The sequence below is a fragment of the Vibrio neptunius genome (genome assembly GCA_019339365.1).
Taxonomy (GTDB): domain Bacteria; phylum Pseudomonadota; class Gammaproteobacteria; order Enterobacterales; family Vibrionaceae; genus Vibrio; species Vibrio neptunius.
On the sequence record CP079859.1, the window covers coordinates 2410846 to 2433312 of the forward strand.

Consider the following 22467-nt stretch of genomic DNA (forward strand, 5'->3'; position numbering starts at 1 on the left):
TCCCTTACTATTAAACTCATCTGTGTTTACGGTGCTTTTTAGCTAACCTTTCGTTGCCCCGTTTATAGTTGCCAGTAACTCTTGCCATCAGTTGCTGTTGGTCATGATTTGACAGCACACTAACCTTCGAAACGAATTCAGATGCCTGTTTTCCACGCAATATGGTCACAATCTTACCGTTACGCAAAATCCTCAGTTCAGCGCGATTCTCTTCGAAGGAAAAACCTAGGTCAGATCCCATATTAGTACTCCTCAAGTTTAAACTGGGAAGCGACTCGTCTACCCCACCCGTTTGCCAATTGCTGAATATCCTCAATACCATAGGGTTGACCTTCAATCATGCGTAGCGCAAGTTCAACACTCTGTGACTCTTTTGGATAATGGCGTAATACGGCTTTTACACACCACTTTATCTCTACGTGCCAACTGTTGTCCTTTTCTGCGATCAAGGTGTAAGCGCTACGGAGGATCTTCTTAGCCAACATTTTACCAATATACTTATGGTTAGACTCATTAAGCTCATCACATGCTTGGGTAATGAAAGATGAGAGATCACCGTTGAGAGCAAAACCGATTTTCCGGTTAGGTTTTAGTCGGCTGAATTTCAGGGACAAATCATCACCTGACACACAACAACAGCAGTGCTTTAACCAAAACTGCCAGTGATGAATTTCATTTGGAGAAAGAATTGCTTCTAGATGGCCAGGATCGAAGTCTATCTTGCTGAAAATCGTTAACTCTTGCTCTAATTTTAGTTTGGTAGCCTGAAGTTTTCGTTCGGTTTCAAGATCCAAAGACTTAGTGAAAACAATAGATAAGTCTATATCTGACTCAAACTCAACCGCTGTGCCCCTAGCGACACTCCCATATAGATAAAGGCTATGAATTTTGCCTGCAAAAGTGTCACGTAAACAGCTAACCACACGATCAACTGACTGCCTAAACGCGGGCTGAATATAGGCGACTGAACAATGATTGACAATGTAACCTTGCTCGTCCAACCCGTTATTGATTGGTTTCATCAAGTTTGTCACGCCATTCTTGTTGCAACATTGCCATAACCACCGTGTCCCACCAGCGCCCTTTAAAATACCGGTTCTGTTTGAATACCGCTTCTCTGCGCATACCCAAGTCAGAGCAAAGCTTAATAGCCGCACGATTTTCCTTAATCGTTTCGGCGTATATCCGATGCATATTAAGTTCACTAAACCCATAATTTGCCAAAGCCGTCGCGGCTTCATAAATCAAACCATTTCCCTGAAATGAACGGGCTATTCCACATCCCATTGACGCATTATGCTCATCTTCCAATCTCAAGCATACCGTACCAATAAAGATACCTTGCTGTTTATGCTCTATGGCAAGTTGGTAACTTCTTCTTGGTATTTCAGCAGCCTGTTGAATAAACAATTTGGTCAATTGACGGTATTTTTCTGCTTTGCTGTCCGCTTCGTCATAGAAACGTTGATACTTTTCGTCTTGAGATATCGCCACAAACGCCGCTTCATCTTCTAGCGACATGTCTCTGATAACAAGTCTTGGTGTGTCTAGCCTAAACAATTGTTTTCCCTAAAGGTGCTTTTCCATCACAAAATTGGTCAGTACCTGACCACGCATCTCAACCTGTTGCTCTTTGACTACTTTGAACCCCATCCGCTCATAGAAAGGACGAGCAGTAATGCTCACCTCCGAGTAGAGGCGGCTGATACCTTTGTCGTTCGCAACCTTTAATACATGCTCCATAAGCGCCCGACCCACACCCCTACCCTGAAAAGCGTGATGACAAAAGAAATGATCAACTAATCCGGAATCTTGCAAATCGGTATACCCCGCGATTTGGCCGTTCATTTCAGCGATGTAAGGGTTAATTTGGGACATTTTGTTTTTCCACCTTTCAATGTCCCATTCTTCTGGCGCCCATGCTTCCACCTGCTCTTGGCTGTAATGTTGGCGATTTATATTTCGGACTGTATAGAAAAACACCTCCCAAAGGGCTTTGGCATCTTCTGGCTGATATTGACGAATAGTAATCATAATGCTCTCCCTAGATTGCAGGTCTTTGTTATAAGATGAAAAAAGCTCGCTAATCATTAGCGAGCTTTCCCGTTAAATAGCAGCCTGTAGCTTTGCTTCAACTTCTTTTAAGACGTGGTATTCCTCTTTATCACAACCACGAACAATAGACACCCAGTGATCTCCCGTTTCATCTGTTCCTCTAAACTCCGCACGCAATTCATACCCACGCCACGTGATAAAGGCGATAATCAGGGTTAGCGCCAAAGTATACAAGCCAAACTGTGGGACAAATGCCCATGTGGCAGCAGACAAGAGCAATGCTAATGACAATACTCGGACAACATTTTCTTTGATGCCTAGTCGACGAACCTCAAAACGCTTGATTTTACTCAACTTATAAGCGTCGGACTTAACCACTAATTCATTGGAAGTTAGCATAAAGTCTTGTTCGCTTACCGTTGTGCGAAAACGAAACCAATCCACTAGCTTTTTACTTTGAGTGATTTTACTCATCACTTTTCTCCATGTTATGAAAATGTAAAAAACGACGATATACATGGAGTTACTTATGGATTTAATTGATTTTATAAAACAAACCAATGAGAAAAACAAGAATAATTATCTTAGCTTGCCAAAGGTCAGTCATAGATGAGGGAAATATAGTTGAATCAGGTATTAGAAGATTCTCGACAAATACTTTCACTAAACCATTCAGCAATGGCACGAGCTCGCCCAAGGTCTTCTTCTTCGCTCACAGGAAGATAAGCAAAGCCTCTAAACTCAAGCTGCATGTAGCGAGCAGTAAGCTTAAAAGGTTCAATAAAACAATCTGGTAATTCATGATTGTAGCCAGTCGAGATAACAGATATTTCCTTACCTTTCAGCTGGCGTCCAAGTGGCTTTTCTATGGTCAGCAGATCTGACAAGCGATCGAAGAACACTTTCAGTTGTGCCGACATGGAATACCAATAGACAGGCGAAGCGAACACAATGTGCTCATAGGTGGTAAGCATGCGAATCAAAGGAATAAAATCATCGCTGCGATTTTCGTGTAGATAGTCATAATAAGAGAGCTGGTGATCCGCTAAATCAAACACCGCAGCACTTGTCATCTCAACAAATTTATTCACTAAGTGACGCGTATTACCATCTGTTTTTGACGTACCCAAGACCACTGCTACCTTCATTAGAATTCCCTCTAGTTTAGTAAGCTAGGCCGTTTTTTCGGTGAAATGTCCGCAATCGCTACATTTATAACCGTGTTTATAGAAAAACAGCGGAAAGCCTAAAAGAATAAAGACTAAAAAAGCGGGTCGCTTACCTTTGGTAAACGGCTCTAGTTTTAGACTACCACAGTTAGGGCAATGATCTTGTGAAGTGGAACTTTCTTCAGAGCATAAAGCATCAGAATAATCGGTATTTAGGATAATGGTCGCTTGCTCGGCATCCTCTTCCTGAACCATTAAACGAACTCCGCCAATCGCATTTGAATAGAGCCACTGGGTGTTAACGGTATGTTCGTCAGCAATATTGCTTTCAATTCCAGCGGCTTCCAAGCTCGCTTTCGCAATATGAGCCTCATGAGGGAAAGAAAAACGAGCTACAACTACCATACAACCTCTCCTGTGCTAAACCATCACTCTTCGCATGCCATTTTTTCGGACGTATCATAGTCAGCTAACGCCAACTTGTACTCTGCTCTGGCACTTTCACTCAAATAGACCGCCATACCTTCAAATAGGTTCCATAGCTCTTGGCCATATTTCAACTTAAACTCTTCGCTTGCTAATACCAACTCCAGTTCATTGGCAACGGTCAACTCACAAAACTGGTGTAACTGCTCTTCCGTCATCTCGAATACCGAGCCCGTAAAACGGTCACGAAACTGGATGAACGGTTTAGAATCAAACTGAGGAAACACATAGTCTCTGTCGCAAGAGCAATAGAGATAAACCAGAGCTTCTGCTTCTCGACCAATAACTGCGGCGATTTCACTTCGCATTTCCAGTGAGACCATACTCTCATCAAATCCGGCGGTGCCGTATGCCGCATGGAAGAGGCCAGCGCTCCTGACCATATCACTCGCATGCCATTTTGCCAGCAAGGACTCTGTTCCAATCAAGTGGGATTCAAGCGAACCGTTTAAGTGCTGAAAGTCACCCGCTCCTAGAGATTTCAAACGCTCAAAGTGTGTATTCATCATTTATTTCCCATTAGTTCAACCATTAATGACCTTAGACATATTGTAACCAGTGACCACAAACCCCAACTCTTCATAGAGCTTTCGGGCCCGCTCATTGTTGAAGGCAACGCGCAATTTAATCTGTTTAATATCGACATCTTTCATTTTCGCTTCCAAAAGCTCGATAGCCTTACTACCCAAACCTTGCCCTCGAAAGGCTTCCATAACGTAAAAGTCGTAGATAAATGTCGACCCTTCTTTTTTATTAACGCAATGCCACAAGTAACCTGCCAATATTGATTCACCATCTTCTTCAGCATCGATACACATCAGTGACTGCCCCTTCGACTCAACACCATCGGGAAAACAACGCTTCAAAGCCTGATGAGCGAGTTCAAGAGATTTTTCAGCAGCGTGGCCTTGATTCTCGGCAATATCCTGCGCATAGGCTTCAGCAGCATAGTGATAAAAATCCGCAAACTCTTCCGATCGCATTTCTCTTAGCTTAACCATATTTATCTTTTAACCTTGACCATAAACTGGTGCCATCATGATATGCTGAGGCCCGACAGGGCCGCCTAAGTACAACTCAGTTGTATCAGTGAAACCACTACTCAAATAACATCGATAGGCAGGCTCGTTTCGACAGTTTACTGTGAGATAAAGCGCGTTGACTTGCGGATAGACTTTTCCAACATATTGAGGAAGCAACTTAAGAGCTTCACGGGCGATACCTTGGCCCTGTAGATTACGATCAATCAATAACGCTCTAATCCCAATACCATGCTGAGGACAAAAGCTGTATTTCTCGGCATAACCCATATCAAGCAGAAAGAAGCCGACAGGCTGATCGCCTTTCATAATCACGTAGGGATGTTCACTTTCTTTCAACTCGGGGATCATTTCGCCAATGTTATCAACGGTAAACTGAGCTTGTTCAGGTGTAACGCTTAATGCATGTATAAGGTGTGCTTTTTCAGCACTGTACTTTTCTATAGAAATCATAATTATCCGAATAATTTTTCCAGCCAAACAGAGCTGATATAGCGTCCATTTTTCTTTGCATAGGAATCAAAAACACCCACTTCACGAAAGCCAAACTTCTTATGCAAAGCAATTGAGGCCTCGTTTGGTAAAGCAATACCAGATAGCGCCCGATGAACACCCTGCAGCTTTAACGCCTCCATAAGTGCTTGATATAATGCAGAGCCGGTACCTTTTCCTTTTACGTCAGATGAAAGATATATCGTCACTTCTACCGTGTCTGCAAACGCCTCAGATGGCCGGTATGGTTGCGAACAGGCAAATCCAACAATGTTTCCCTGATGTTCGGCTACCAATAATTGATGCTTAGTGTTTGGTGAAAATTGTTCAAACCAATTTAGACGGTTTTCCAATGCAAATGGCGTTTCTTCAAAACGAGCGTTGGTATGGTCAACGTAATAGTTAAAGATATCGGTGACTGCTTGAACATCACTTTGAAGTGCAGTTCTAATCTTCATTGCTGAATCTCCAGAGCGTCTGCATCAATCGAGAAAGTCACCAAGCCATCGCATTCGCCATATAGACTGATACCCACCTCTCGCCGCATGCCAAGTTTGTTCAAAATGGTGACCGAAGGTTTATTCGCTTCCAAAGATACACCATAGATTTTCTCGTGCTTACCAAGTTTAAATGTTGCTGCTATGACTGCCTTCGATGCTTCCATCACGTAGCCTTTGCCCTGATATTCTGACAATAGCGCGTATCGGATATCACTGAATTCTGGGTTTTCACACACTTCAACGCCTGCGTACCCCATCTTACAATTTGGATTTTCTCTGCAACAGATGACGTACGAACCAAAACCATACTTTCGCCAATGCGCAACTCTGTTGGCGTGATGCTGGAGTATCTCTGGTTCTGAATAAGCGATGCCCTTTGGCAAGAACTGAGTTAAACTATCTGAACTTAATACTTGCCTATAAACATCAACATCCATCTCTTCTACAGGCTTCAATACCAAGCGTTCCGTGTACAACATATTCCTTTAATCCTGTTAAGGTTTGATTTTAGTACTCTACATCATATCCATTTGAGCAAGTTGGCAACAGTTTGTGATGGGTACATAGCGTATGCTCGTTAACTCGTGCGGGCCTCTTCAATCCTAAACGGCTCACAAGGGGTGCCCTGATGGTACTTTAACTGCCATTTTTCACCAGTAAACACCCAAATTGAGGCACGTTTAGTAAACAAACTTGCATTTCCATTGGCATCGATCCAGACAGATTTATACATAAGCAGTTGGACAGATGGTTCAAGCGCTACACACTCAAACGATTGTGAGTGTATCTTGCCTATTGATGGTGTCTCGCCCTTCATCATCTCTAGGATTGATTTCAGATCAAAGCTTTTACCTGAGCGCCCCACTTCAACGAAATCAGGGTGAAGTAAACGCACCACCTCAGATTCATTGTGGCGAACTTCATATTGTTGAAGCAAGACTTCTTGTTCAATCAGGAATTCCATCCCACTAGTACCTCTCATTGCATATATTTCCGTAGCCTGAAGATATCACTCCAGGCTGCCATATGAAACACGTCAATGAATAAAGAAAACTTAATGTACATTCTTCACATATCTTTATTTGCAGGCTCTGTCCCTATAAAATGCATAAAACATTTATCAACACGGATACACCATGGCAAAACTCACTCTTCAAGAACAAATGCTCAAAGCTGGTTTAGTGAATGAAAAAAAACTAAAGAAAGCCAAAAAAGGTTCAAAAAGTCACGCGTACAAGCTCGTGAAGTCAAAGCCGCGGTCGAAGAACAAAAACGTCAACAGCAAGAGCGTGATAAAGAGCTAAGCGACCAACAAAATGAGCAGCGTCTGAACAAAGAAATTCAGTCGCAAATCAAGCAGTTGATCGAGATGAACAAAATCGATCAGAAAGAGGGAGATATTAAATACAACTTCACCGATGGAACACTCGTCAAATCCCTTTACGTTGAATCGATTATTCGCGAACAACTGATCAAAGGTATTCTTGCTATTGCCCGTCATGAAGATGGTTATGCGGTGATCCCCGGAGTTGTTGCAAACAAAATTGCACAGCGTGATGACCAGATCATCATTGAGCTCAAAGAGCCAGAATCAGAAGTGCCAGCTGAAGACGATCCATATGCAGACTATGTAGTCCCAGACGACCTAATGTGGTAAAGAAAACGCCACTCGGCAACCGAGTGGCTTTTTGACTAGCATTCTGCGAGCTATCTATCGCAGAGTTTGTACTACTTTTCCTTTGCCGTCCTTAAAATGAACTTCTGCATGCGCACCGTTCAAGAGCGCCAAGTTAGGCGGTAGATGGCCTATATCAACGTCATAGAGAACAGGGACCTTTAAGTCATTGGCAACAGAAAGGAAAGCTTCACTTGACGTTATTGCTTTTCCACAATTATCTAAAACCGCATTCCTTCCAAATAACAGTCCACTAACCTGTTCAAATACACCTTGGTATTTTAACCCTTGTAAAGCGCGCTTTAACACTGTCGGTGGCATCTCTGCATTTTCCAAATACAGAATCAAACCATCATTTGGATAGCATTGCTTAAAACGCTCAAGATCGAGATATTCTGTCCCAATCAGGTGGACCATAGTATCAAAGCAGCCTCCTATCAGACGCCCACTGAAGCTCAACTCTTCCACCTCACCCACCGCTTTCCACTGAGTTCTCTCTGTTTTATTTATGCAGCAGTTCGGATGAGTTTCGAAAGACTCACCAGAAACCTGATAGAGATCAGAAGAGAACTGCGTGATTTCAGCCCCGCATTTGGTTGTCATAACATTTAAGGTGTTTGCGGTAAGCTCGTCAGTCTCAAGTGGGTTTAGCTCCATTAAATTGGAGCTATGTAACGTCGACCAACCCAATTGCGTGGTAAGCACAGAACTGATAGTACTCACATCAGAAAACCCAAATACCCATTTTGGCTTAACCTGCTTCAGTTTTTCGAAATCGAGAAGAGGCAGAATGTCCATTGCAAATTCACCACCCCAAGGGGGAGCAACAGCCGAAATGGAGTCATCGCACAAGAACTTCATCAACTCTTCTGCTCTCATTGATGGAGTAGCACTCACATGCTTTTGGTTTTCTCTTAGACAATGACCCTCGATAACACTATATCCAAGGCTTCGAAGGTGATCCAAGACGAGATCTAAACGTTGGTGACACTCTGAAGGAACGCCCGAAGAAAAAGCGGTGACGGCGATCTTATCCCCTTTCTGTAGAGGCTCTGGGTATTTCATATTATTCCTATTTTTTGTCTTGCCATTAGATATAACAAAATTGGTCAAACTAAAAAGGCTCATCAGAGACTTCACTTAAACCTGAGCGACTGGCGATCTCTGGTTCAAAACCATCGATGCTCTTTTGGTTCTTCTTCAGCCAATACTTTTCTATCCCCTAAGTCCCCTGATTTTGGCACCATTTTGCCAAATCTTTTCTGTCCATTTCGTACGTAAAATACGGTACAGACATACCGCACGAAGATTGAACCATATTAATATCAAGGATGAATACCTGTCGAGCGGCCACGCTTTCAGGGAATAGGCTAGAGATAAGACACATTAAAACGGGTGAATATAAGAAACAAGCATTGATAGGCATCACTACACAATGCTAAAAGCTCATTAATCGTGCGCATTTACTGATCTTTCACTGATGACGTTAGATCTAATTTTCCACGTAGTCCGATTAAATTACCAAAAGGGTCTTCTACTTGGCACATGGAAAGCCCTTTATCTATCTCCATTGGACCTCGATAGAGCTTCGCGCCAAGTGACTGGAAGTGAACAAGTGCCCAGTGTAAGTCTTCCACTGCCCAGTATAAAACGGTTCCTGACTTACCAGCAGACACCTTCTCATCCGCTTGTACCACCTCCAGAGAAAAGCCGTTGATATCAAGCACTGTGAAATCAAACTCTGGCAAATGTATCACTTTAGACATAGGAAAGGCTTGTTGATACCACTTCAAACCTAGTTCGACGTCAGGTACATGAATCAAAACACAAGTTGGCCTCCAACTCGCTTGTCCTATTTCAACGCCTTTATTTCTCTGTCCAGCCATCGCTAGTGCTCTACAAAAATAAGACGGCTCGTATCAAACCCTCTCGCATTGGACATAGAAATAAATTTATCGATAACTGCTTGCTCTACCGTGCTTGAACGTGCCAATAGCCACAAGTAATCATTATCTGGCCCAGACACAAATGCATAATCATAGTTATCTTTTTCAAGTTCGAAAACAACATATGAACCATAAAACGGACCGAAAAATGACACTTTCAGATAACCTTGATCTGAATCTCGAACGAAATAGGCTTTACCTTGTGCTTCTTTCCACTCATTGAGTTGTGCGTTAAAGCCTCGGTTGATGACTTTAACGCCACCGTCATCCTTCAGACTATATTGTGCGGTTACCTTACTCAGCCCTCGCTCAAACGAATGGTCGAGCCTTGCAATCTCATACCAATTACCCATGTACCTATTGATGTCAAAGTGCTGTACAGGTTTCACCTCGCTGGGCATTCCTAAGCAACCGCTGATAAGCAACACCGCAAATACAAAAACCGTTTTCTTCATACTACCTCCACTCTAACCAAAACGTATGAGCCAACTCTCTAAATAACCCTAGTGATATACTGAGTTTAACTGTCACAAGTTCAATGAAAACAGCCCTATCCTTATCCCAGTAAGAAAGAGCGCACAACCTCCGTCGTTATTCAAATCGACTTTAATGCCAAGATTGGGCTCCGCATTTCTCACACTGAAACTGATCTTCTTCATCGATAAAAAAGCGGTTGGTGTGCTCATCGCCTTTGCTCAACAATCCCATCAGGAACTCTATACAGTGTCCCATTAATGACTGTGTTTGCTCGAACTTAGAATCGACTCTGTTCATTTGCGTTAGTTGGATATGAGGGGTAAGTGATTGGCATTGTTGACAGAAATGTGGGTGCTTAATGTATTGATTAGTTTTCAATGACGCGACTCATTCAGTTATAAAACACAGGATAACATAACATGTTACTCACCTTTGTGATAAATACATCCTGTTGTCATCATATTTTGTATTTTTTCGTCAACCTTTCACTCAATCAGATGTTCAATAACTTCGGATTTTATTTGATTTAAAATGGCCAACCCGCCTTCAGATTGTGTATTTATCTCAACCCAACCGTCAGTACCCATAAATTCAGCTTCCACATAGCTTATTTCCTGAATACTCTTAACATTAATGAGCTTGCCTTTTAATCGAAAAGTCCCTACAGATGTGGGCAGCCGTTGAATCGAAAATTCCATTTCACTTCCTTTGTCTACGACTTTAATAAGATGCACCATCTATTTTAGTTATTGGGATGTCTTTGAGTATAACACTTTCTGCCATACGCATATTGATCGCCGTAATCTTCTCATCACACTTTGGCGTTGTCACATAGTGGGTCAAACACCCGCAACGCTCGCAACGATGAAACTCGACACATTTGTCTCCCCAAATATAAAAAACCGTAGGGTTTTCAACACAGATTATGTCTACCTCAGAAGGGGAGTAGTATGCCCACAATGCAGCATAGCGACGACAGATTGAACAATTGCACTCCCCCAATTGTGATGGTTTTGTCTGAACAGCTAACTTCACATTTCCACAATGGCAACTGACTTCCATAATTCGCTTCTCCAATTCGATGTGTCTACAAGCGCTGTTCCAATGAAGGTATGCGGTACAAGCAACATTGATTACAGGCCCTAACGCTATACGCTATTTTTAACTCATAAAGCCTTTGCTTACATAAGCATCTAAAGGTATCAAGCCAGTTCAACGTCTGTTCGCGCAATATGTTGGTCATGTATTTCAATGACAGTTTGTACATCTTGATGTGGCCTGTGTTCCCCAAACGAGGTGATGTATTTCGCAGAGGTTGCCTTCACAGAGGCTGCATTGTATTTCCCAAGCCATTGTTGAAATTCGTTGATACTCGATTGCTCTGAGCGCGGAAAGCGGCTTGCTGGCCTAGGCATACCAATTCGCCATGGCTTTGGCGTCAGCCTTGCTCTAAAGCACTCTTGTTTTTTGCACAAATGCACGTACAAGGGGTCTACATTCAAGTCACTAAACAGAGTGTCGACAAACTTATCCCTAGGTGCATAGAGTTTGTTTGTCAGAATAAATCGAAGACCGGAATGGGTTTCGTAGACTCTAAAAGCAAGATCTGGATAGCGTTTTTGGTACGCCTCTATCAACGCTAAATAGTAACTTTTGTCCTTTTTCTCACGGCCAAACAGCTGCAAAAACCGGTCAACAAAACTTGGCGCAAACACATCAATATCTCCGAAGACAACGTTGCTGGTATTGAGTACAGCGGCCCCGTAGCCGTTACGGCTGATGATCGCTAGGGGCTCACCATCCTTGTTCTGGCGCTCTAGTAAGATCTCTTCCTTAATCACCCCCGTCCAATATTCGTAGTCATCCCCTCTCTCGTGATGACCTGAGAAAAAATCTGTCATTAAATGCCGTCGATTTTCAGCGTTAATCGCCGCTTGTTCTTGACTCTCATTCGATGAGCCCCAAACACTCAGCTTCTTTTGCCAAAATATGCCCGTCTCATTTTCGAATTCTTTTTTTTGCCCAATATCTAGCGAACTTCATCTTTGCTCCGTGAATAAACATCAACGCCAACATAACTTCACTCTTGGCCATTTTCTGCAAAAACAGCCAAAAGTGGTTGGTCCTAGCATGAGGTACTTATATGAAAATAAACGTTTCGCTACAAATAGTGATGTTGATTTATTGGACCTAGTTTCAAATTATCTGTCTGACCGAAAAGGCCAACACGTAATTGAGAAGAGACTTAACTTTAAAAGGGTACCTAGAGTGACTCAACAATTAACCCAATGTCAGAAGGTAGTATTCCCCTGAGGCGTCTTGGGCTTTTGAATGACAGGTAAACCCTTGAGAATAATAAAAGTCTAACGCTGACTTATTGAGTGACATACATTTTAAGCTGAGTGTCGGGTAACGGCTTTTAGCCAGTTGTATTAGATGGCCACCAACACCTTTGCGGATGTACGCTGGTGAAACGTAGAGGTGGTGAATAAAGTTTTCTGGTTCCCATAGAGAAATGAAACCCGCGATATTTTCCTCTATGAACGCGACCCAAATTTGCTCTCCTTCAACATCGTTGTCGAAGTCTGACAATTCATAATCACTGGTTTCTAACCAAATATAACTGGCTTGTCGTGATTCAAGATAGAGTTTGCGAAGTGCAGGGCGAAACGCGTCCTGATAAGGTTCAATTGAGATAGAATCTGGCAAATGTTCCCTCCTATGCTATCGACTATGCACATAAAACAGACACAATATCTCGATTGAACTTATAGCACATAGCGCTTTTACATGACACATGTCTGAGCCGTTGTTGCTTGCTCAATAGCTTTTTCAATCAAGGATACTGCATCATTACTAGTCACTGACGATATCAATTTATCCATAAAGTCAGACGCGGTCGACTCAGACGAAGACGCCACTAAACAGCTATACGCATTCGCAATACGCTCTTCAACATCAGCCAATGCCTCAGGGTTGCTGAAGTCAACGGTCAAGGCTTGTTCAACAGACGCCGCCATTACCTGTGCAGATTGTGCTGCATCACCAAGGTGTTCCGGATTCAACTGCTCTAAGTCGAAAGACTCAACTTGCTGCTGAATATCGCCTACGGCTTTATTTGCAATGTCCTGCGCCTGTTCGATAGCTTTAGTAGCCTCATCACATCCAACCAGAGCACCAAGTATCATCATTACGGTTAGCATTTTTTTCACGTTGTACCTCCAAGAATGCTTCACGCTCAAAAGAAGCTTAAAACACGGATGGCCAAGTGCAAATCACAATATCGTAACGGATTGTTGAAAAGCTTATTGTTCAACATGGTACAGAGTGAACGCTAGCTCTGCGAAATTTTCTCAACAGATGGTCGGTCATATCCACGCATTGTTATTTTGGAGTCCTATCATGCATGTAGAAAATAAAGAATTAAAACAAAGTCATATTGGTTACAATCTTGGCGTTATTGGCGTCGCATTAGTGTTGGCTTGGATTGGTATTTACAAGTTTACCCCGACAGAAGCTAAGTTGATTGAGCCTTTGGTGGTCAACCATCCAGCGATGAATTGGCTTTATGACATCATCTCTGTGCAAGCGGTTTCGAATCTTATCGGTGCCACCGAGATCATCGTGGCTATTGGCCTAATTGCTGGCTTCAAAAATGCAAAAATCGCGTATGTTTCCGGAATAGCAGCCGCTGTAATTTTTGTGGCGACACTCAGCTTTCTTCTCACCACGCCAAATACTTGGAAAGTGTCCGATGGCATTCTCGTGACCAATTTCTTTTTAGTGAAAGATATCCTGTTTTTGGCGATTTCAATCAGCGTCATCGAACGCAATAAACCTTTAGTGCAAGCATAAACGAGCAAGGGCCCGCTTTTTCAGCGAGCCCTTGTAGTAAGAACATTCAAGTGAAGTGGCACCATTAAGCTTTCTTAACAAATTGTGCCGTTACCATCATTTCACCTGCACCATCCACTTTACAATCCAACTGATGGTCTTTGCCGTCAACAATTCTTCTGATCACAGCTTTAGTGCCTATTTTTAGGATAAGAGAGCTTCCTTTAACCTTAAGATCTTTTGCTAAAGTGACTTTATCCCCTTCTGCGAGCTGTGTGCCGTTAGCGTCTTTGACCTTGAGAGTTTCAGTTTCAAGCACCTCATCAGGGTTCCATTCATACGCGCATTCTGGGCAAATAAGATGACTCTGGTCTTGATAAACATATTCGGACTGGCAATTCGGGCATGGAGGAAACGACATATTCAACGATTTCTCTAAAATAATTTTTCGTTATGATACTTCGGCGGTGTGGACTATGCGAGCACTTCAAGCAAGTCAGCACTGAGCTATCAACCTTTTTTAAACACAATCAGTTACGGTTAAACTTTTTTGTCATACCTTGGCTTGAAGGAGATACTAAGCGATAACCCAGCTTCTCATAGAATTCTGGTTCATCCGCGATCATTGATACATATGACCCCTCTAGAGCAACAGAGGAAAGGTATTTGTCAATATGTTCCATGACTTTTCTGCCTACACCCATGCCTTGATAACTGGGGTCAACCGCAACATCCACTACTTCAAAATTACACGCACCGTCACCAACTACACGCCCCATCCCGATAAGCTTTTCACCATCGCGAACTGACACCCCATAAAGAGTATTAGGCAAACCAAGCTCAGCCGCTTGAAGCGATTTTGCTGAAAGGCCAGCAAGGATACGCATCTGGCAATATTCTTCAGGGCTCGGAGTTTTGTGTTCAAATATAAGATCCATGACGAGCTTCTCCTTTTCATTGTTTCGCGAGAGAATACACCAACACTGTATAAATAAACAGCCCTTGATTTAAATAGCGTCAAATCAATCACCTGCACACTAGGCTGGTAATAAGAAATCGCCAAACGAAGATAAATGAAGCACCGATTCACGACGTAACATACGGTAAGCTGGTTTGCCTTCAACAGGTTTTAATCACGCTGTAAGGTTTACGTTTATTGGCAGAACGTCTCTATATACAGCGTTTCTACTTTGTCTCTTGCCCACTGAGTGCGTCGAAGGAATTTCAATGAAGATTTAATAGAAGGATTGTTATAAAAACAATTGATAGGAATTTCTGCATCAAGGCCTTGCCAACCATAATGCTCCTGCAAACGAACGAGGATTTTTTCAAGGGTTAAACCATGCAATGGATTATTTGGTTGTTCTTGGCTCATTGACGATAGTGCCTACTCATAAGATAAAGGGGCAAGGATTGTAGCAGAGTACTCACCCCTTTATTGATTTAATCGCCAACCATTTCGGCTGCTTTGCTGAGCAACAGATAAAATTATAGACACACCCATTCATTTAATAGCTGAAGGCTCAAATTGCTTGGCGACAAAGTCCAAAAAGACCTTAACTCGTTCAGGTTGGTACTGACCACCTCGGTACAGGGCTGTCAATGGAAACGTCATCGCAGCAAAGTCTCCCTCCAGTTTTTGCAATTCTCCTCGCTGGACATAGGGTTCAGCTAGGATATCAGGCAAGTAACTTGCCCCCATTGCTGATAAGGTCAATTGACGGATGAGCCTAGGGCTGTTGCTTTTGAACACAGCATTGACCATCCGACTGCGCTGGGTGGTTTCCGATGTGCCCGCAATGGGCCATCGCGCAGTCGGGTGCAGATTACTATCAATCAGACACGGTAGGGCTTCTGGTCTGTCAGCATATAAATGAGCGAGTTCCGGCGCCACGTACACGGTGCTTTGTAGAGACATGATCGGGCGGTAATGCCAACCAGAATCTTCAAGGTCACTTGCGCGAAAGGCAATGTCAATGGCCTGCTCAACCAAATCCACTTTTTTATTGGTCACCAAGATGTCAATCTGAATCTCGGGAAACTGGGCGTGAAAGTCCGGAATGAGAGGGCTAAGCAGCTCTTCAGCAAACCCTTGTGACGCTGTCACACGAAGTAACCCAGACGCGGTTTTTTTATGAGAATGGATCTGGCTGTATAGCTGATCAAATTGAGACAATAGTTGCTGTGCTTGGTGATAGTATTGCATGCCCGGCGAGCTAACAGACAGTTTACGAGTTGTGCGATGGAACAACGTCACTCCAAGCTGCGCTTCAACTTGATTAACATACTTAGACGTTAAGGATTTAGATAAACCTAAGCGCTCGGCGGCAGCAGTAAAAGAACCCGTTTCAATTACCGCCACAACTGTTCTCATACCATCAATAGTATCCATTAATTATCAACATATTGGAAAATATCATTCTATGATAATACGGTTTTTCTAGGGCGCAAGGTGTTCTTAAATAGGGCAAACTTTATGATTGGGACATTCGATATGATCACACTTTATTGGCACCCTCTTTCTGGTCACGCCCACCGCGCTCACCTGCTTCTGGGTCTACTCGATTTAGACTTTAAACTCGTTAAGGTTGATCTGCCTGCTGGCGAACATCGGCAACCAGAATTTTTAGCTCTAAATCCCTTTGGTCAAGTACCGGTGCTGGTTGATGGCAAGACGGTCATTACAGATTCAAACGCGATATTGGTCTATTTGGCCAGCGTTTACGATGTCAAACAGCAATGGCTGCCACCCTCGCCGGTCGACCGCGCCCACATTGAGCAGTTTCTGTCCCTCGCAGCCCATAGGCTAGCAGGCTCCTTAGCCAAGCTACGCGCCGCCAATATGTTTCACCGCCCAATCGAGGGTGATACGCTCAAACAAGAGGGGATTACCTTGCTGACGCAGTTGGATAACTACTTATCTGACCGGCAGTGGCTGGTAGGCCTAACCCCCACTCTGGCCGATCTGGCGATTTACAGTTATACCAAGCTCGCACCTGAAGCTGGCCTAGACCTAACAGGCTACCCGAGGCTTAGCACTTGGCTTAAACGGGTCGAAGCTTTACCGCGCTTTATTCCCATGACCTTATCCAAGGTGGGATTAAACCAAGCCATCAGCGAGGCTCATTAAACCTGCAAAAAATATTCAACTCACTCTCTTGTCACGGACTAATGGGCAACGTCACACTACTCGCACAATCAGGGTTGACCATTCCAATGAACAAAGGCGATTTGATCCCATCAACCAGCCAATATCAATGATGAGCAGAGAATCCCTTTTAGTTGCTTAACAAGAACTCTTCTACTTTGCTGGTCACACATAACGCGAGCGGGGAGAGCGTTCGTGGGTGACGATTCAACCCACGAAAACTCTTTCATCACTCTATGCCGCGGTTGGCGGTTCGACAGGCAAAGTAGTGTTAGTCATTTTCGCGATCAATCCACTGACTCGCTGACGCATCTGACGACGATCAACAATCATATCGATCGCCCCATGCTCTAACAAGAACTCACTGCATTGGAAGTTTTCGGGCAGTTGTTCACGCACGGTCTGTTCGATGACCCGACGACCAGCAAAACCAATGATAGCTTTAGGCTCACCAATATTGATATCCCCAAGCATCGCTATGCTGGCAGAGACACCACCAAATGTTTGATCAGTGAGCACCGAAACATAGGGCAACCCATGGCTCGACAGTCGGTTAAGCGCTGCGCTGGTCTTAGACATCTGCATTAGCGACATCAATGATTCTTGCATCCGCGCGCCGCCACAAGCCGAAAAACACACTAAGCCGCAATTGGCATCAATTGCGGCTTCTACTGCTTTGACAAATCGAGCACCAACCACTGCCCCCATAGACCCTGCCATAAATGAAAACTCGAAAGCGCACGCAACCACAGGCATCCCAAACAATGCACCTTTGATGACCACTAGGGCATCCGTTTCACCCGTGGTTTTCTGTGCCTGAGCGATACGATCTTTGTACTGTTTCAAGTCCTTGAAGTTCAACAAGTCTTGCGGTTCCAAGTCTTGCGCGAGCTCCACTCGAGGTTCTTTGTCTAAAAAGCTGTCCAACCGACACCGCGCTTTGATTCTCATGTGATGATCACACTTAGGGCACACACCCAAATTTTCTTGCAACGCTGGTCGGTAGAGAATTTGGTCACAAGAGGAGCATTTAGTCCAGACGCCCTCTGGAATGAATGTTCGACGAGTACTAATTTTGTTTTTTCTATCAAAGAGGTTTTCTAACCAACCCATGGGAACCTTTTTCCAATAACTCATAAATGAACCATTGTATAAGCCAATTATTGATAATAAAGTGGGCTTTATTGGTTTAATAATCCAATATTATGGGATTAAAAGTGCTAGATAAAATCGACCAACAATGGCTCAACAGCTTTCACTGTGTTTACGAAAACAACAGTTTCAAACGGGCGGCTGAATTGCTAGGGTTGCCTTCTTCCAACATCAGTCGCCACATCGCCTTGCTCGAAGAATGCTTAGACACTCGGTTGTTTCATAGAACCACACGGCGCGTCAGTCCAACAGACGCAGGGGAACACCTTTATGTGCGAACCCAGCCTCTTTTGAACAAACTCAATGACGCACTTGAAGAAGTGACCCAATATTCTCAGCAAGTGCAAGGGCAACTAAAAGTGCTCATGCCCGATTCGCCCGCATTATCTGAGGCCGTTGTCTCATTCTGCCAACAACACCCCTCCATTTCGTTGTGCTGCGACACCAGCATAAGCCCCAAAGATGACCCTCTGGATGGCTTCGATATTGTGATCAGCTTTCAACGCGGGAAGCTGACAGACTGCAACTGGGTGGCAAAAGAAATCATCCGGTGGAAAAGTGTCGTGGTGGCTTCTCCGGCCTGGCTTGAACGATACCCAGTGCCGTTTCATACCACCGACTTAAGCCGCGTACCCTGCATCACGACCTATACTGCGTTAAATGGTAGCCCTTGGGTATTTGAGAATGCCACCGGTGAATTAGTCACGCAGAAAGTGCACTCGACGTTCAAGGTCAATAGCGGCCACCTCGCCAAAACAGGCGCTCTTGCTGGATTGGGAGCTTCCCTACTACCCATCGAGTTCTGCCAGCAGGAATTAGACGCAGGCACTTTGGTTAAAATAGACATGGAGTACCCTCCAGCGGATTTGGTGCTATACGCCTTTTATGCCTCACGAAAGCATCTCGCGAAGAAAATACCCATATTTATTAAACATTTACAAAATCAATCTACGATTCACAAACAGCTTTAATATGTACAAGATACCAAAGGGGCGTTTCAGAAATGAACAAAGAAAAGGGTGAGTGGAAGAGAATCAACGAAATAGGCGCCCTTAATAGGACGCCGCAAGTTAACTCACAAAATCGTCACGCCATGTGCGGGAACCCACATAAAAGTATGAAACTCATACGTCACGATCACATCGTGTAGATCATCAGGTCGACTGGTGTCGAGTCCCGATACGGGTCCAAGGTTGACCGTCCAGCACGCATGAGTCGGATCAGTAATGGGTTGGCCAGCAAAGTCAAAGTTGGTGACCTGATCCCCTCCGTCCTTCTGTGACCAGTGGATAACGCGACGTTCATAGTCCACCAAATCAGCACGGACCCAGTGATAATCCCCACCCCACTGTGCTTGAGGATCACCCTGAAAGCCAGACTCCGGTGGCGAAAATACTAACGCGACAAAATGCCCATCCACTCCTTGTCGATACTTAGGGTCGTCGAATAAATCGTCAAGAGTTTGATGTGGCAAGGCAACTAAACCATCGAGTTCCGCGTTGCGCGTAACAATATCTGCCGTCATCGCCGTGGACCATGGCGTCGACCCTGCACTGGCGCGCCCCGGCTGTGGAAATGAATTCGAGGCAATATTAGTGCCGTAGGCATAGCAATTGTTATTGGGCTGGTTCTTATACGACATGAAATTGCCATCACAATTACGCGCAGGATCGTACGCAGTAGAACGGCCAAATACTGTCGGGCCATATTGAGCAACAGGACCCCACTCTGGGTTAGGCGGCATAATGGTAGTCGGTGCAACAATGCGCCCTTGTGTCAGCAGCAAGGAACCGTGGTAAGGACAATTGGGTGTGATGCGTCCGCTGTACTTGATTCGTGTCATGAGTGACTCCTTTCAGAAGGATAAAGTTGCACGGACACATGTTGGTCCGCATAGTTATAAACGGTCAGCGTAATTTCTGCCAGTTGCTGAGTGGACGAAGAGCCGCTCAGCTCTAACCAAGAGGCTGCGCCGCTGGAATGGCCAGTCTGGCTGGCCCACAAGGGGACCTGATCTCGACTGTAAAACACCAGGTTGCCGTCATTTTGCATCGTCAAAGTACCAGGCAACGCTTCTGTCGGTAGAGATTCTGGTAATTGCCACAGGAGTTCGTTGTCACTGTTGCGAACCAGACGAGGTCCATGATTAGGATCATTGTGCAAACTAGCCATGCCATCAAACGTCATCAGGTGTTCCCCGGGTAGTAGACTCGGATTAACTCGGCTGTCGAGGCGGTTTGTGTTTTGCATTTCTCCCGCCCAATTGGTCTGAAACAGACGATTGACAGTCCCTTCAGGCCAGCCATGCAGTTTCTCCAACGCCAACAGTACGGTTAACTTGACCAAGCCAGCCATCGGCGTCATATCTGCAGATGAAACAACCCCGACCTGAGGCAACCAAGCTCCGGCTGCATAAGCACTGTTATTGACAGTTCCAGCAATCACCTGGCTGGCGTCGACGAGTATTACACCTTGTTGATGCGCAGCAGCTAAGGCCTGATAGATCGCCCCTTTGGATGGTTCATCTGGACTACCTGAGGGAAAGTTGCCTTCGCCATAGGATTCGAGGATGATTCCTCGCGTTCCTGCCGAGACCAACGCGTCAACGATTTGAGCCAAAAAAGCTTGGGGTGGAGCGATTCGATAAGGCGCGGGGAACGCATTAAGCTGGCTCACCAAGCTGGTGTTCATCTGCACACTTAGATCATTAATTTGCGCACGTAGGCTATCGCGAACCGAAGGGTTGTCAAGGCTGACAGCGTGATTGACAGGGCCTGGCAAACACCGTTGATTCTCAATGGTAAAGGCCACCCCCGCTTCTGCCAAGTACGGATAATTGGGCGATTCAAAGGCATTAAACTCACTGGCGTTTGTTTTGAGTACTCGGTTACCACGATACAACCGATTTTGAAAATACACTCCCACTTCTGCAATTCCCGTTTGTGCTGCTGCAATCGCACCGCACAAGTTTTGATATGCGTCGGTGTTGAAATTAAGCTGGCAAGGCATGCCATCGGTTTGATGAAACAGCGGCACTTGTGAACCAGTGACGATCACAGGCTTGCTCAATACCGCTACCCCGACACCTCGTTCGTTCAGGCCATTAAGTAAAAAGCTCAGCGCCGCACCGGAAAAGTCCATACTGTCTGTTCCATGCAAGACCACAAACCCGTCCATCTCCTCATAATGTGCCAAAATGGCTTCAGCCATAATGCACCAATCGCTCGGCTGCAGGTTAGTGCTGTCTAGCGTGTGAGTCGATGAACCTGGAAACACGACATCGACCAAATAGTGGAGTTGGATCTCTGGAAATTCGGCCTGAATGACAGGATCAATCCATACATTGCAGGCTTGAGCAAAGGCCGACGCGCTCATTGGTGCCAGTGGGTCACCGACACAACTGATGGTGCCGCCAGTGTTAATGATACCAATATTCATCGTTGCTCCTTATTGACCGCGCATGCACTGGGCTCAACGTTAATATCTAATTTGGTCATAGTGGCGCCTCCTGAAAGGACTGCAATGGCTGAATTCGAGGATTTCCATTGACCTGATATCGACACCCAGGTCGTCCCCGGTCAAGGGAGAACACGGCAGTGGCTTGAGTGAAAAATTCGCTGCCAATGAACTCAGTTTCTCGACAGATAGAGAGTTCGGTTTGACCATAGTATTGGTCAGACAACAACTGCTCGACTCCAGTCTGATTCGGCGAGAGCTGAAGCATCGATTCAGCTCGATTAAGACGTAAATAGGTGCTGTGATTGGCTGGATAATGGACTGAGTCAGGTTGCAATCGAAAGTGGTTGGTTGACACGAAAAAACCTTCGTCACGACAAATGGTACGCACGGGCCGTTGGTTGAAGGGGTTGGGCATGTATTCAATGAAAATTGCTACTTTTCGTGTGTGAGTATCGTCGGCCCAGCCAGTGATCAGTGCGATATCCGGCGCAGGAAACGGCGTGGCCCTCCCCATGGATAAATAAAACTGCGTCAGATGCATTGCCGCCTCGGTGGCATTGGTATAGTCGCGTATTGTGGCTTCGTAGGCTTCAAAAAGTGCCTGTACTTCTCCTTGATTGGTGGAATAGTTAGCCGCAGTGGTAGTGTAAGAATCTGCGGCCACAAAGCTAACGCCCGCATCGTTTGATCCAGCCCAAATCCCTTCACTGCCATCGCGTGTCATGGCGATGTAAGATTCCACTCCGTTCTGACCAGGTCGCACTTGTGGTTGGTGAAAGTGCGTCACTGGAATGAGATCGCACTGTTTAAAGGTAACCAGTTGATTGCCGTCAAAAACGGCCCCTATGGTACACATGATGAGACTCCTTTCTTGGACGAGCTCTATCGAGCCTGACCCTGGGACCCAGGGTCTAACGTCAGAAGTCTAGTTAATAAATGGAATGTTCATTATGCATTAGATCACATATCAAAATGCACATTTTGAAACATCAATCTGTCTTGAAAACCGCCGTTGTTGTTCCGTTTAAGAACTC

Annotated in this window: 31 protein-coding genes and 2 pseudogenes; 4 read left to right on the forward strand and 29 right to left on the reverse strand. The window is 44.7% G+C overall.

Annotated elements, in window-relative coordinates; translation table 11 throughout:
• Positions 1–16: 16 nt before the first annotated feature.
• The 13 genes from KW548_11370 to KW548_11430 form a co-directional block, all read right to left on the reverse strand.
• Entirely contained in the window at positions 17–241 is a 225-nt protein-coding gene (locus KW548_11370) for a hypothetical protein (GenBank protein ID QXX05784.1), read from the reverse strand.
• 1 nt (position 242) lies between these two features.
• Positions 243–1013 carry a nucleotidyltransferase domain-containing protein gene (locus KW548_11375; GenBank protein QXX08045.1) on the reverse strand — a complete coding sequence of 257 codons (771 nt, stop codon included), beginning with the start codon at positions 1011–1013 and terminating at the stop codon, positions 243–245.
• Positions 1006–1560 carry a GNAT family N-acetyltransferase gene (locus tag KW548_11380; GenBank protein QXX05785.1) on the reverse strand — a complete coding sequence of 185 codons (555 nt, stop codon included), beginning with the start codon at positions 1558–1560 and terminating at the stop codon, positions 1006–1008. Before KW548_11380 ends, KW548_11375 begins: the two co-directional genes overlap by 8 nt.
• Positions 1561–1569: 9 nt before the next feature.
• Positions 1570–2034, reverse strand: coding sequence for a GNAT family N-acetyltransferase (locus tag KW548_11385; GenBank protein ID QXX05786.1), 465 nt, complete (start codon positions 2032–2034; stop codon positions 1570–1572).
• A 72-nt stretch (positions 2035–2106) separates the two neighbouring features.
• Positions 2107–2529 (reverse strand): hypothetical protein, encoded by a 423-nt coding sequence (locus KW548_11390; GenBank protein ID QXX05787.1) that lies wholly within the window; start codon positions 2527–2529, stop codon positions 2107–2109.
• 155 nt (positions 2530–2684) lie between these two features.
• The gene (locus tag KW548_11395) at positions 2685–3203 is read right to left on the reverse strand and encodes an NAD(P)H-dependent oxidoreductase (GenBank protein ID QXX05788.1); all 519 of its coding nucleotides are present in this window, start codon (positions 3201–3203) and stop codon (positions 2685–2687) included.
• Positions 3204–3227: 24 nt separating this feature from the next.
• Positions 3228–3629: a DUF2007 domain-containing protein gene (locus KW548_11400; GenBank protein ID QXX05789.1), complete on the reverse strand. Its 402-nt coding sequence runs from the start codon at positions 3627–3629 to the stop codon at positions 3228–3230.
• A gap of 23 nt (positions 3630–3652) precedes the next feature.
• On the reverse strand, positions 3653–4216 hold the full coding sequence (locus KW548_11405; protein QXX08046.1) for a hypothetical protein: 564 nt from the start codon (positions 4214–4216) through the stop codon (positions 3653–3655).
• Between the two features lie 18 nt (positions 4217–4234).
• The gene (locus KW548_11410) at positions 4235–4711 is read right to left on the reverse strand and encodes a GNAT family N-acetyltransferase (protein QXX05790.1); all 477 of its coding nucleotides are present in this window, start codon (positions 4709–4711) and stop codon (positions 4235–4237) included.
• A 9-nt stretch (positions 4712–4720) separates the two neighbouring features.
• Positions 4721–5203: a GNAT family N-acetyltransferase gene (locus KW548_11415; GenBank protein ID QXX05791.1), complete on the reverse strand. Its 483-nt coding sequence runs from the start codon at positions 5201–5203 to the stop codon at positions 4721–4723.
• A 2-nt stretch (positions 5204–5205) separates the two neighbouring features.
• A complete protein-coding gene (locus tag KW548_11420) occupies positions 5206–5700 on the reverse strand; it encodes a GNAT family N-acetyltransferase (GenBank protein ID QXX05792.1) in 495 nt (164 codons plus the stop codon).
• Complete coding sequence (locus KW548_11425) at positions 5697–6221, reverse strand: GNAT family N-acetyltransferase (protein ID QXX05793.1); 525 nt, start codon at positions 6219–6221, stop codon at positions 5697–5699. The genes KW548_11420 and KW548_11425 overlap by 4 nt, the downstream gene beginning before the upstream one ends.
• 98 nt (positions 6222–6319) lie before the next feature.
• Positions 6320–6706, reverse strand: a complete 387-nt coding sequence (locus KW548_11430; GenBank protein ID QXX08047.1) for a DUF4440 domain-containing protein — start codon at positions 6704–6706, stop codon at positions 6320–6322.
• 172 nt (positions 6707–6878) lie between these two features.
• On the opposite strand from KW548_11430, the pseudogene KW548_11435 reads away from it, so the two are divergent.
• Positions 6879–7399: pseudogene (locus KW548_11435) on the forward strand (DUF2058 domain-containing protein).
• Positions 7400–7453: 54 nt separating this feature from the next.
• On the opposite strand, the gene KW548_11440 reads toward KW548_11435, so the two are convergent.
• The 8 genes and pseudogenes from KW548_11440 to KW548_11475 all read right to left on the reverse strand — a co-directional run bounded on the left by KW548_11440 (position 7454) and on the right by KW548_11475 (position 13052).
• The gene (locus tag KW548_11440) at positions 7454–8482 is read right to left on the reverse strand and encodes an LD-carboxypeptidase (protein QXX05794.1); all 1029 of its coding nucleotides are present in this window, start codon (positions 8480–8482) and stop codon (positions 7454–7456) included.
• A 398-nt stretch (positions 8483–8880) separates the two neighbouring features.
• Positions 8881–9303, reverse strand: a complete 423-nt coding sequence (locus tag KW548_11445) for a glyoxalase/bleomycin resistance/dioxygenase family protein (GenBank protein QXX05795.1) — start codon at positions 9301–9303, stop codon at positions 8881–8883.
• Positions 9304–9305: 2 nt separating this feature from the next.
• A complete protein-coding gene (locus KW548_11450) occupies positions 9306–9818 on the reverse strand; it encodes a lipocalin family protein (protein ID QXX05796.1) in 513 nt (170 codons plus the stop codon).
• Between the two features lie 151 nt (positions 9819–9969).
• Positions 9970–10218: a hypothetical protein gene (locus KW548_11455; protein QXX05797.1), complete on the reverse strand. Its 249-nt coding sequence runs from the start codon at positions 10216–10218 to the stop codon at positions 9970–9972.
• Positions 10219–10325: 107 nt separating this feature from the next.
• Complete coding sequence (locus KW548_11460) at positions 10326–10538, reverse strand: hypothetical protein (protein QXX05798.1); 213 nt, start codon at positions 10536–10538, stop codon at positions 10326–10328.
• Between the two features lie 504 nt (positions 10539–11042).
• Positions 11043–11883 (reverse strand): annotated as a pseudogene (locus KW548_11465) (hypothetical protein).
• 237 nt (positions 11884–12120) lie between these two features.
• Positions 12121–12549 (reverse strand): GNAT family N-acetyltransferase, encoded by a 429-nt coding sequence (locus KW548_11470; protein ID QXX05799.1) that lies wholly within the window; start codon positions 12547–12549, stop codon positions 12121–12123.
• Positions 12550–12626: 77 nt separating this feature from the next.
• Positions 12627–13052, reverse strand: coding sequence for a hypothetical protein (locus tag KW548_11475; GenBank protein ID QXX05800.1), 426 nt, complete (start codon positions 13050–13052; stop codon positions 12627–12629).
• A gap of 190 nt (positions 13053–13242) precedes the next feature.
• Between KW548_11475 and KW548_11480 the strand changes: the two genes are divergently transcribed.
• Positions 13243–13695, forward strand: a complete 453-nt coding sequence (locus KW548_11480; protein QXX05801.1) for a YkgB family protein — start codon at positions 13243–13245, stop codon at positions 13693–13695.
• A 64-nt stretch (positions 13696–13759) separates the two neighbouring features.
• Here KW548_11480 and KW548_11485 read toward each other — a convergent pair whose 3' ends face one another.
• From KW548_11485 to KW548_11500, 4 genes are all read right to left on the reverse strand, one after another.
• Positions 13760–14095, reverse strand: coding sequence for an alkylphosphonate utilization protein (locus KW548_11485; GenBank protein QXX05802.1), 336 nt, complete (start codon positions 14093–14095; stop codon positions 13760–13762).
• A gap of 109 nt (positions 14096–14204) precedes the next feature.
• Positions 14205–14612: a GNAT family N-acetyltransferase gene (locus tag KW548_11490; GenBank protein ID QXX05803.1), complete on the reverse strand. Its 408-nt coding sequence runs from the start codon at positions 14610–14612 to the stop codon at positions 14205–14207.
• Positions 14613–14827: 215 nt separating this feature from the next.
• A complete protein-coding gene (locus KW548_11495; protein ID QXX05804.1) occupies positions 14828–15049 on the reverse strand; it encodes a VF530 family protein in 222 nt (73 codons plus the stop codon).
• A gap of 129 nt (positions 15050–15178) precedes the next feature.
• Entirely contained in the window at positions 15179–16048 is an 870-nt protein-coding gene (locus KW548_11500; protein ID QXX08048.1) for a LysR family transcriptional regulator, read from the reverse strand.
• 120 nt (positions 16049–16168) lie between these two features.
• Between KW548_11500 and KW548_11505 the strand changes: the two genes are divergently transcribed.
• Positions 16169–16804, forward strand: coding sequence for a glutathione S-transferase family protein (locus KW548_11505; GenBank protein ID QXX08049.1), 636 nt, complete (start codon positions 16169–16171; stop codon positions 16802–16804).
• A gap of 252 nt (positions 16805–17056) precedes the next feature.
• Here KW548_11505 and accD read toward each other — a convergent pair whose 3' ends face one another.
• Positions 17057–17935: an acetyl-CoA carboxylase, carboxyltransferase subunit beta gene (gene accD, locus KW548_11510; GenBank protein ID QXX08050.1), complete on the reverse strand. Its 879-nt coding sequence runs from the start codon at positions 17933–17935 to the stop codon at positions 17057–17059.
• A 92-nt stretch (positions 17936–18027) separates the two neighbouring features.
• On the opposite strand from accD, the gene KW548_11515 reads away from it, so the two are divergent.
• Positions 18028–18945 carry a LysR family transcriptional regulator gene (locus KW548_11515; protein ID QXX05805.1) on the forward strand — a complete coding sequence of 306 codons (918 nt, stop codon included), beginning with the start codon at positions 18028–18030 and terminating at the stop codon, positions 18943–18945.
• Positions 18946–19049: 104 nt separating this feature from the next.
• Here KW548_11515 and KW548_11520 read toward each other — a convergent pair whose 3' ends face one another.
• From KW548_11520 to KW548_11530, 3 genes are read right to left on the reverse strand one after another with little or no spacing between them, the layout of a single operon-like run.
• The gene (locus KW548_11520) at positions 19050–19817 is read right to left on the reverse strand and encodes a hypothetical protein (GenBank protein ID QXX05806.1); all 768 of its coding nucleotides are present in this window, start codon (positions 19815–19817) and stop codon (positions 19050–19052) included.
• Positions 19814–21412, reverse strand: coding sequence for an asparaginase (locus KW548_11525; protein ID QXX05807.1), 1599 nt, complete (start codon positions 21410–21412; stop codon positions 19814–19816). Before KW548_11525 ends, KW548_11520 begins: the two co-directional genes overlap by 4 nt.
• Before the next feature lie 55 nt (positions 21413–21467).
• Complete coding sequence (locus tag KW548_11530) at positions 21468–22289, reverse strand: C45 family peptidase (GenBank protein QXX05808.1); 822 nt, start codon at positions 22287–22289, stop codon at positions 21468–21470.
• Between the last annotated feature and the right edge of the window lie 178 nt (positions 22290–22467).

What these genes read in the sequence shown, in the direction of transcription:
- KW548_11370 (QXX05784.1), bottom strand. Translation starts at nt 241, where the DNA reads ATGGGATCTGACCTAGGTTTTTCCTTCGAAGAGAATCGCGCTGAACTG.
- KW548_11385 (QXX05786.1), bottom strand. Translation starts at nt 2,034, where the DNA reads ATGATTACTATTCGTCAATATCAGCCAGAAGATGCCAAAGCCCTTTGG.
- KW548_11390 (QXX05787.1), bottom strand. Translation starts at nt 2,529, where the DNA reads ATGAGTAAAATCACTCAAAGTAAAAAGCTAGTGGATTGGTTTCGTTTT.
- KW548_11395 (QXX05788.1), bottom strand. Translation starts at nt 3,203, where the DNA reads ATGAAGGTAGCAGTGGTCTTGGGTACGTCAAAAACAGATGGTAATACG.
- KW548_11400 (QXX05789.1), bottom strand. Translation starts at nt 3,629, where the DNA reads ATGGTAGTTGTAGCTCGTTTTTCTTTCCCTCATGAGGCTCATATTGCG.
- KW548_11405 (QXX08046.1), bottom strand. Translation starts at nt 4,216, where the DNA reads ATGAATACACACTTTGAGCGTTTGAAATCTCTAGGAGCGGGTGACTTT.
- KW548_11410 (QXX05790.1), bottom strand. Translation starts at nt 4,711, where the DNA reads ATGGTTAAGCTAAGAGAAATGCGATCGGAAGAGTTTGCGGATTTTTAT.
- KW548_11415 (QXX05791.1), bottom strand. Translation starts at nt 5,203, where the DNA reads ATGATTTCTATAGAAAAGTACAGTGCTGAAAAAGCACACCTTATACAT.
- KW548_11420 (QXX05792.1), bottom strand. Translation starts at nt 5,700, where the DNA reads ATGAAGATTAGAACTGCACTTCAAAGTGATGTTCAAGCAGTCACCGAT.
- KW548_11425 (QXX05793.1), bottom strand. Translation starts at nt 6,221, where the DNA reads ATGTTGTACACGGAACGCTTGGTATTGAAGCCTGTAGAAGAGATGGAT.
- KW548_11430 (QXX08047.1), bottom strand. Translation starts at nt 6,706, where the DNA reads ATGGAATTCCTGATTGAACAAGAAGTCTTGCTTCAACAATATGAAGTT.
- KW548_11440 (QXX05794.1), bottom strand. Translation starts at nt 8,482, where the DNA reads ATGAAATACCCAGAGCCTCTACAGAAAGGGGATAAGATCGCCGTCACC.
- KW548_11445 (QXX05795.1), bottom strand. Translation starts at nt 9,303, where the DNA reads ATGGCTGGACAGAGAAATAAAGGCGTTGAAATAGGACAAGCGAGTTGG.
- KW548_11450 (QXX05796.1), bottom strand. Translation starts at nt 9,818, where the DNA reads ATGAAGAAAACGGTTTTTGTATTTGCGGTGTTGCTTATCAGCGGTTGC.
- KW548_11460 (QXX05798.1), bottom strand. Translation starts at nt 10,538, where the DNA reads ATGGAATTTTCGATTCAACGGCTGCCCACATCTGTAGGGACTTTTCGA.
- KW548_11480 (QXX05801.1), top strand. Translation starts at nt 13,243, where the DNA reads ATGCATGTAGAAAATAAAGAATTAAAACAAAGTCATATTGGTTACAAT.
- KW548_11485 (QXX05802.1), bottom strand. Translation starts at nt 14,095, where the DNA reads ATGTCGTTTCCTCCATGCCCGAATTGCCAGTCCGAATATGTTTATCAA.
- KW548_11490 (QXX05803.1), bottom strand. Translation starts at nt 14,612, where the DNA reads ATGGATCTTATATTTGAACACAAAACTCCGAGCCCTGAAGAATATTGC.
- KW548_11495 (QXX05804.1), bottom strand. Translation starts at nt 15,049, where the DNA reads ATGAGCCAAGAACAACCAAATAATCCATTGCATGGTTTAACCCTTGAA.
- KW548_11500 (QXX08048.1), bottom strand. Translation starts at nt 16,048, where the DNA reads ATGAGAACAGTTGTGGCGGTAATTGAAACGGGTTCTTTTACTGCTGCC.
- KW548_11505 (QXX08049.1), top strand. Translation starts at nt 16,169, where the DNA reads ATGATCACACTTTATTGGCACCCTCTTTCTGGTCACGCCCACCGCGCT.
- accD (QXX08050.1), bottom strand. Translation starts at nt 17,935, where the DNA reads ATGGGTTGGTTAGAAAACCTCTTTGATAGAAAAAACAAAATTAGTACT.
- KW548_11515 (QXX05805.1), top strand. Translation starts at nt 18,028, where the DNA reads ATGGGATTAAAAGTGCTAGATAAAATCGACCAACAATGGCTCAACAGC.
- KW548_11520 (QXX05806.1), bottom strand. Translation starts at nt 19,817, where the DNA reads ATGACACGAATCAAGTACAGCGGACGCATCACACCCAATTGTCCTTAC.
- KW548_11525 (QXX05807.1), bottom strand. Translation starts at nt 21,412, where the DNA reads ATGAATATTGGTATCATTAACACTGGCGGCACCATCAGTTGTGTCGGT.
- KW548_11530 (QXX05808.1), bottom strand. Translation starts at nt 22,289, where the DNA reads ATGTGTACCATAGGGGCCGTTTTTGACGGCAATCAACTGGTTACCTTT.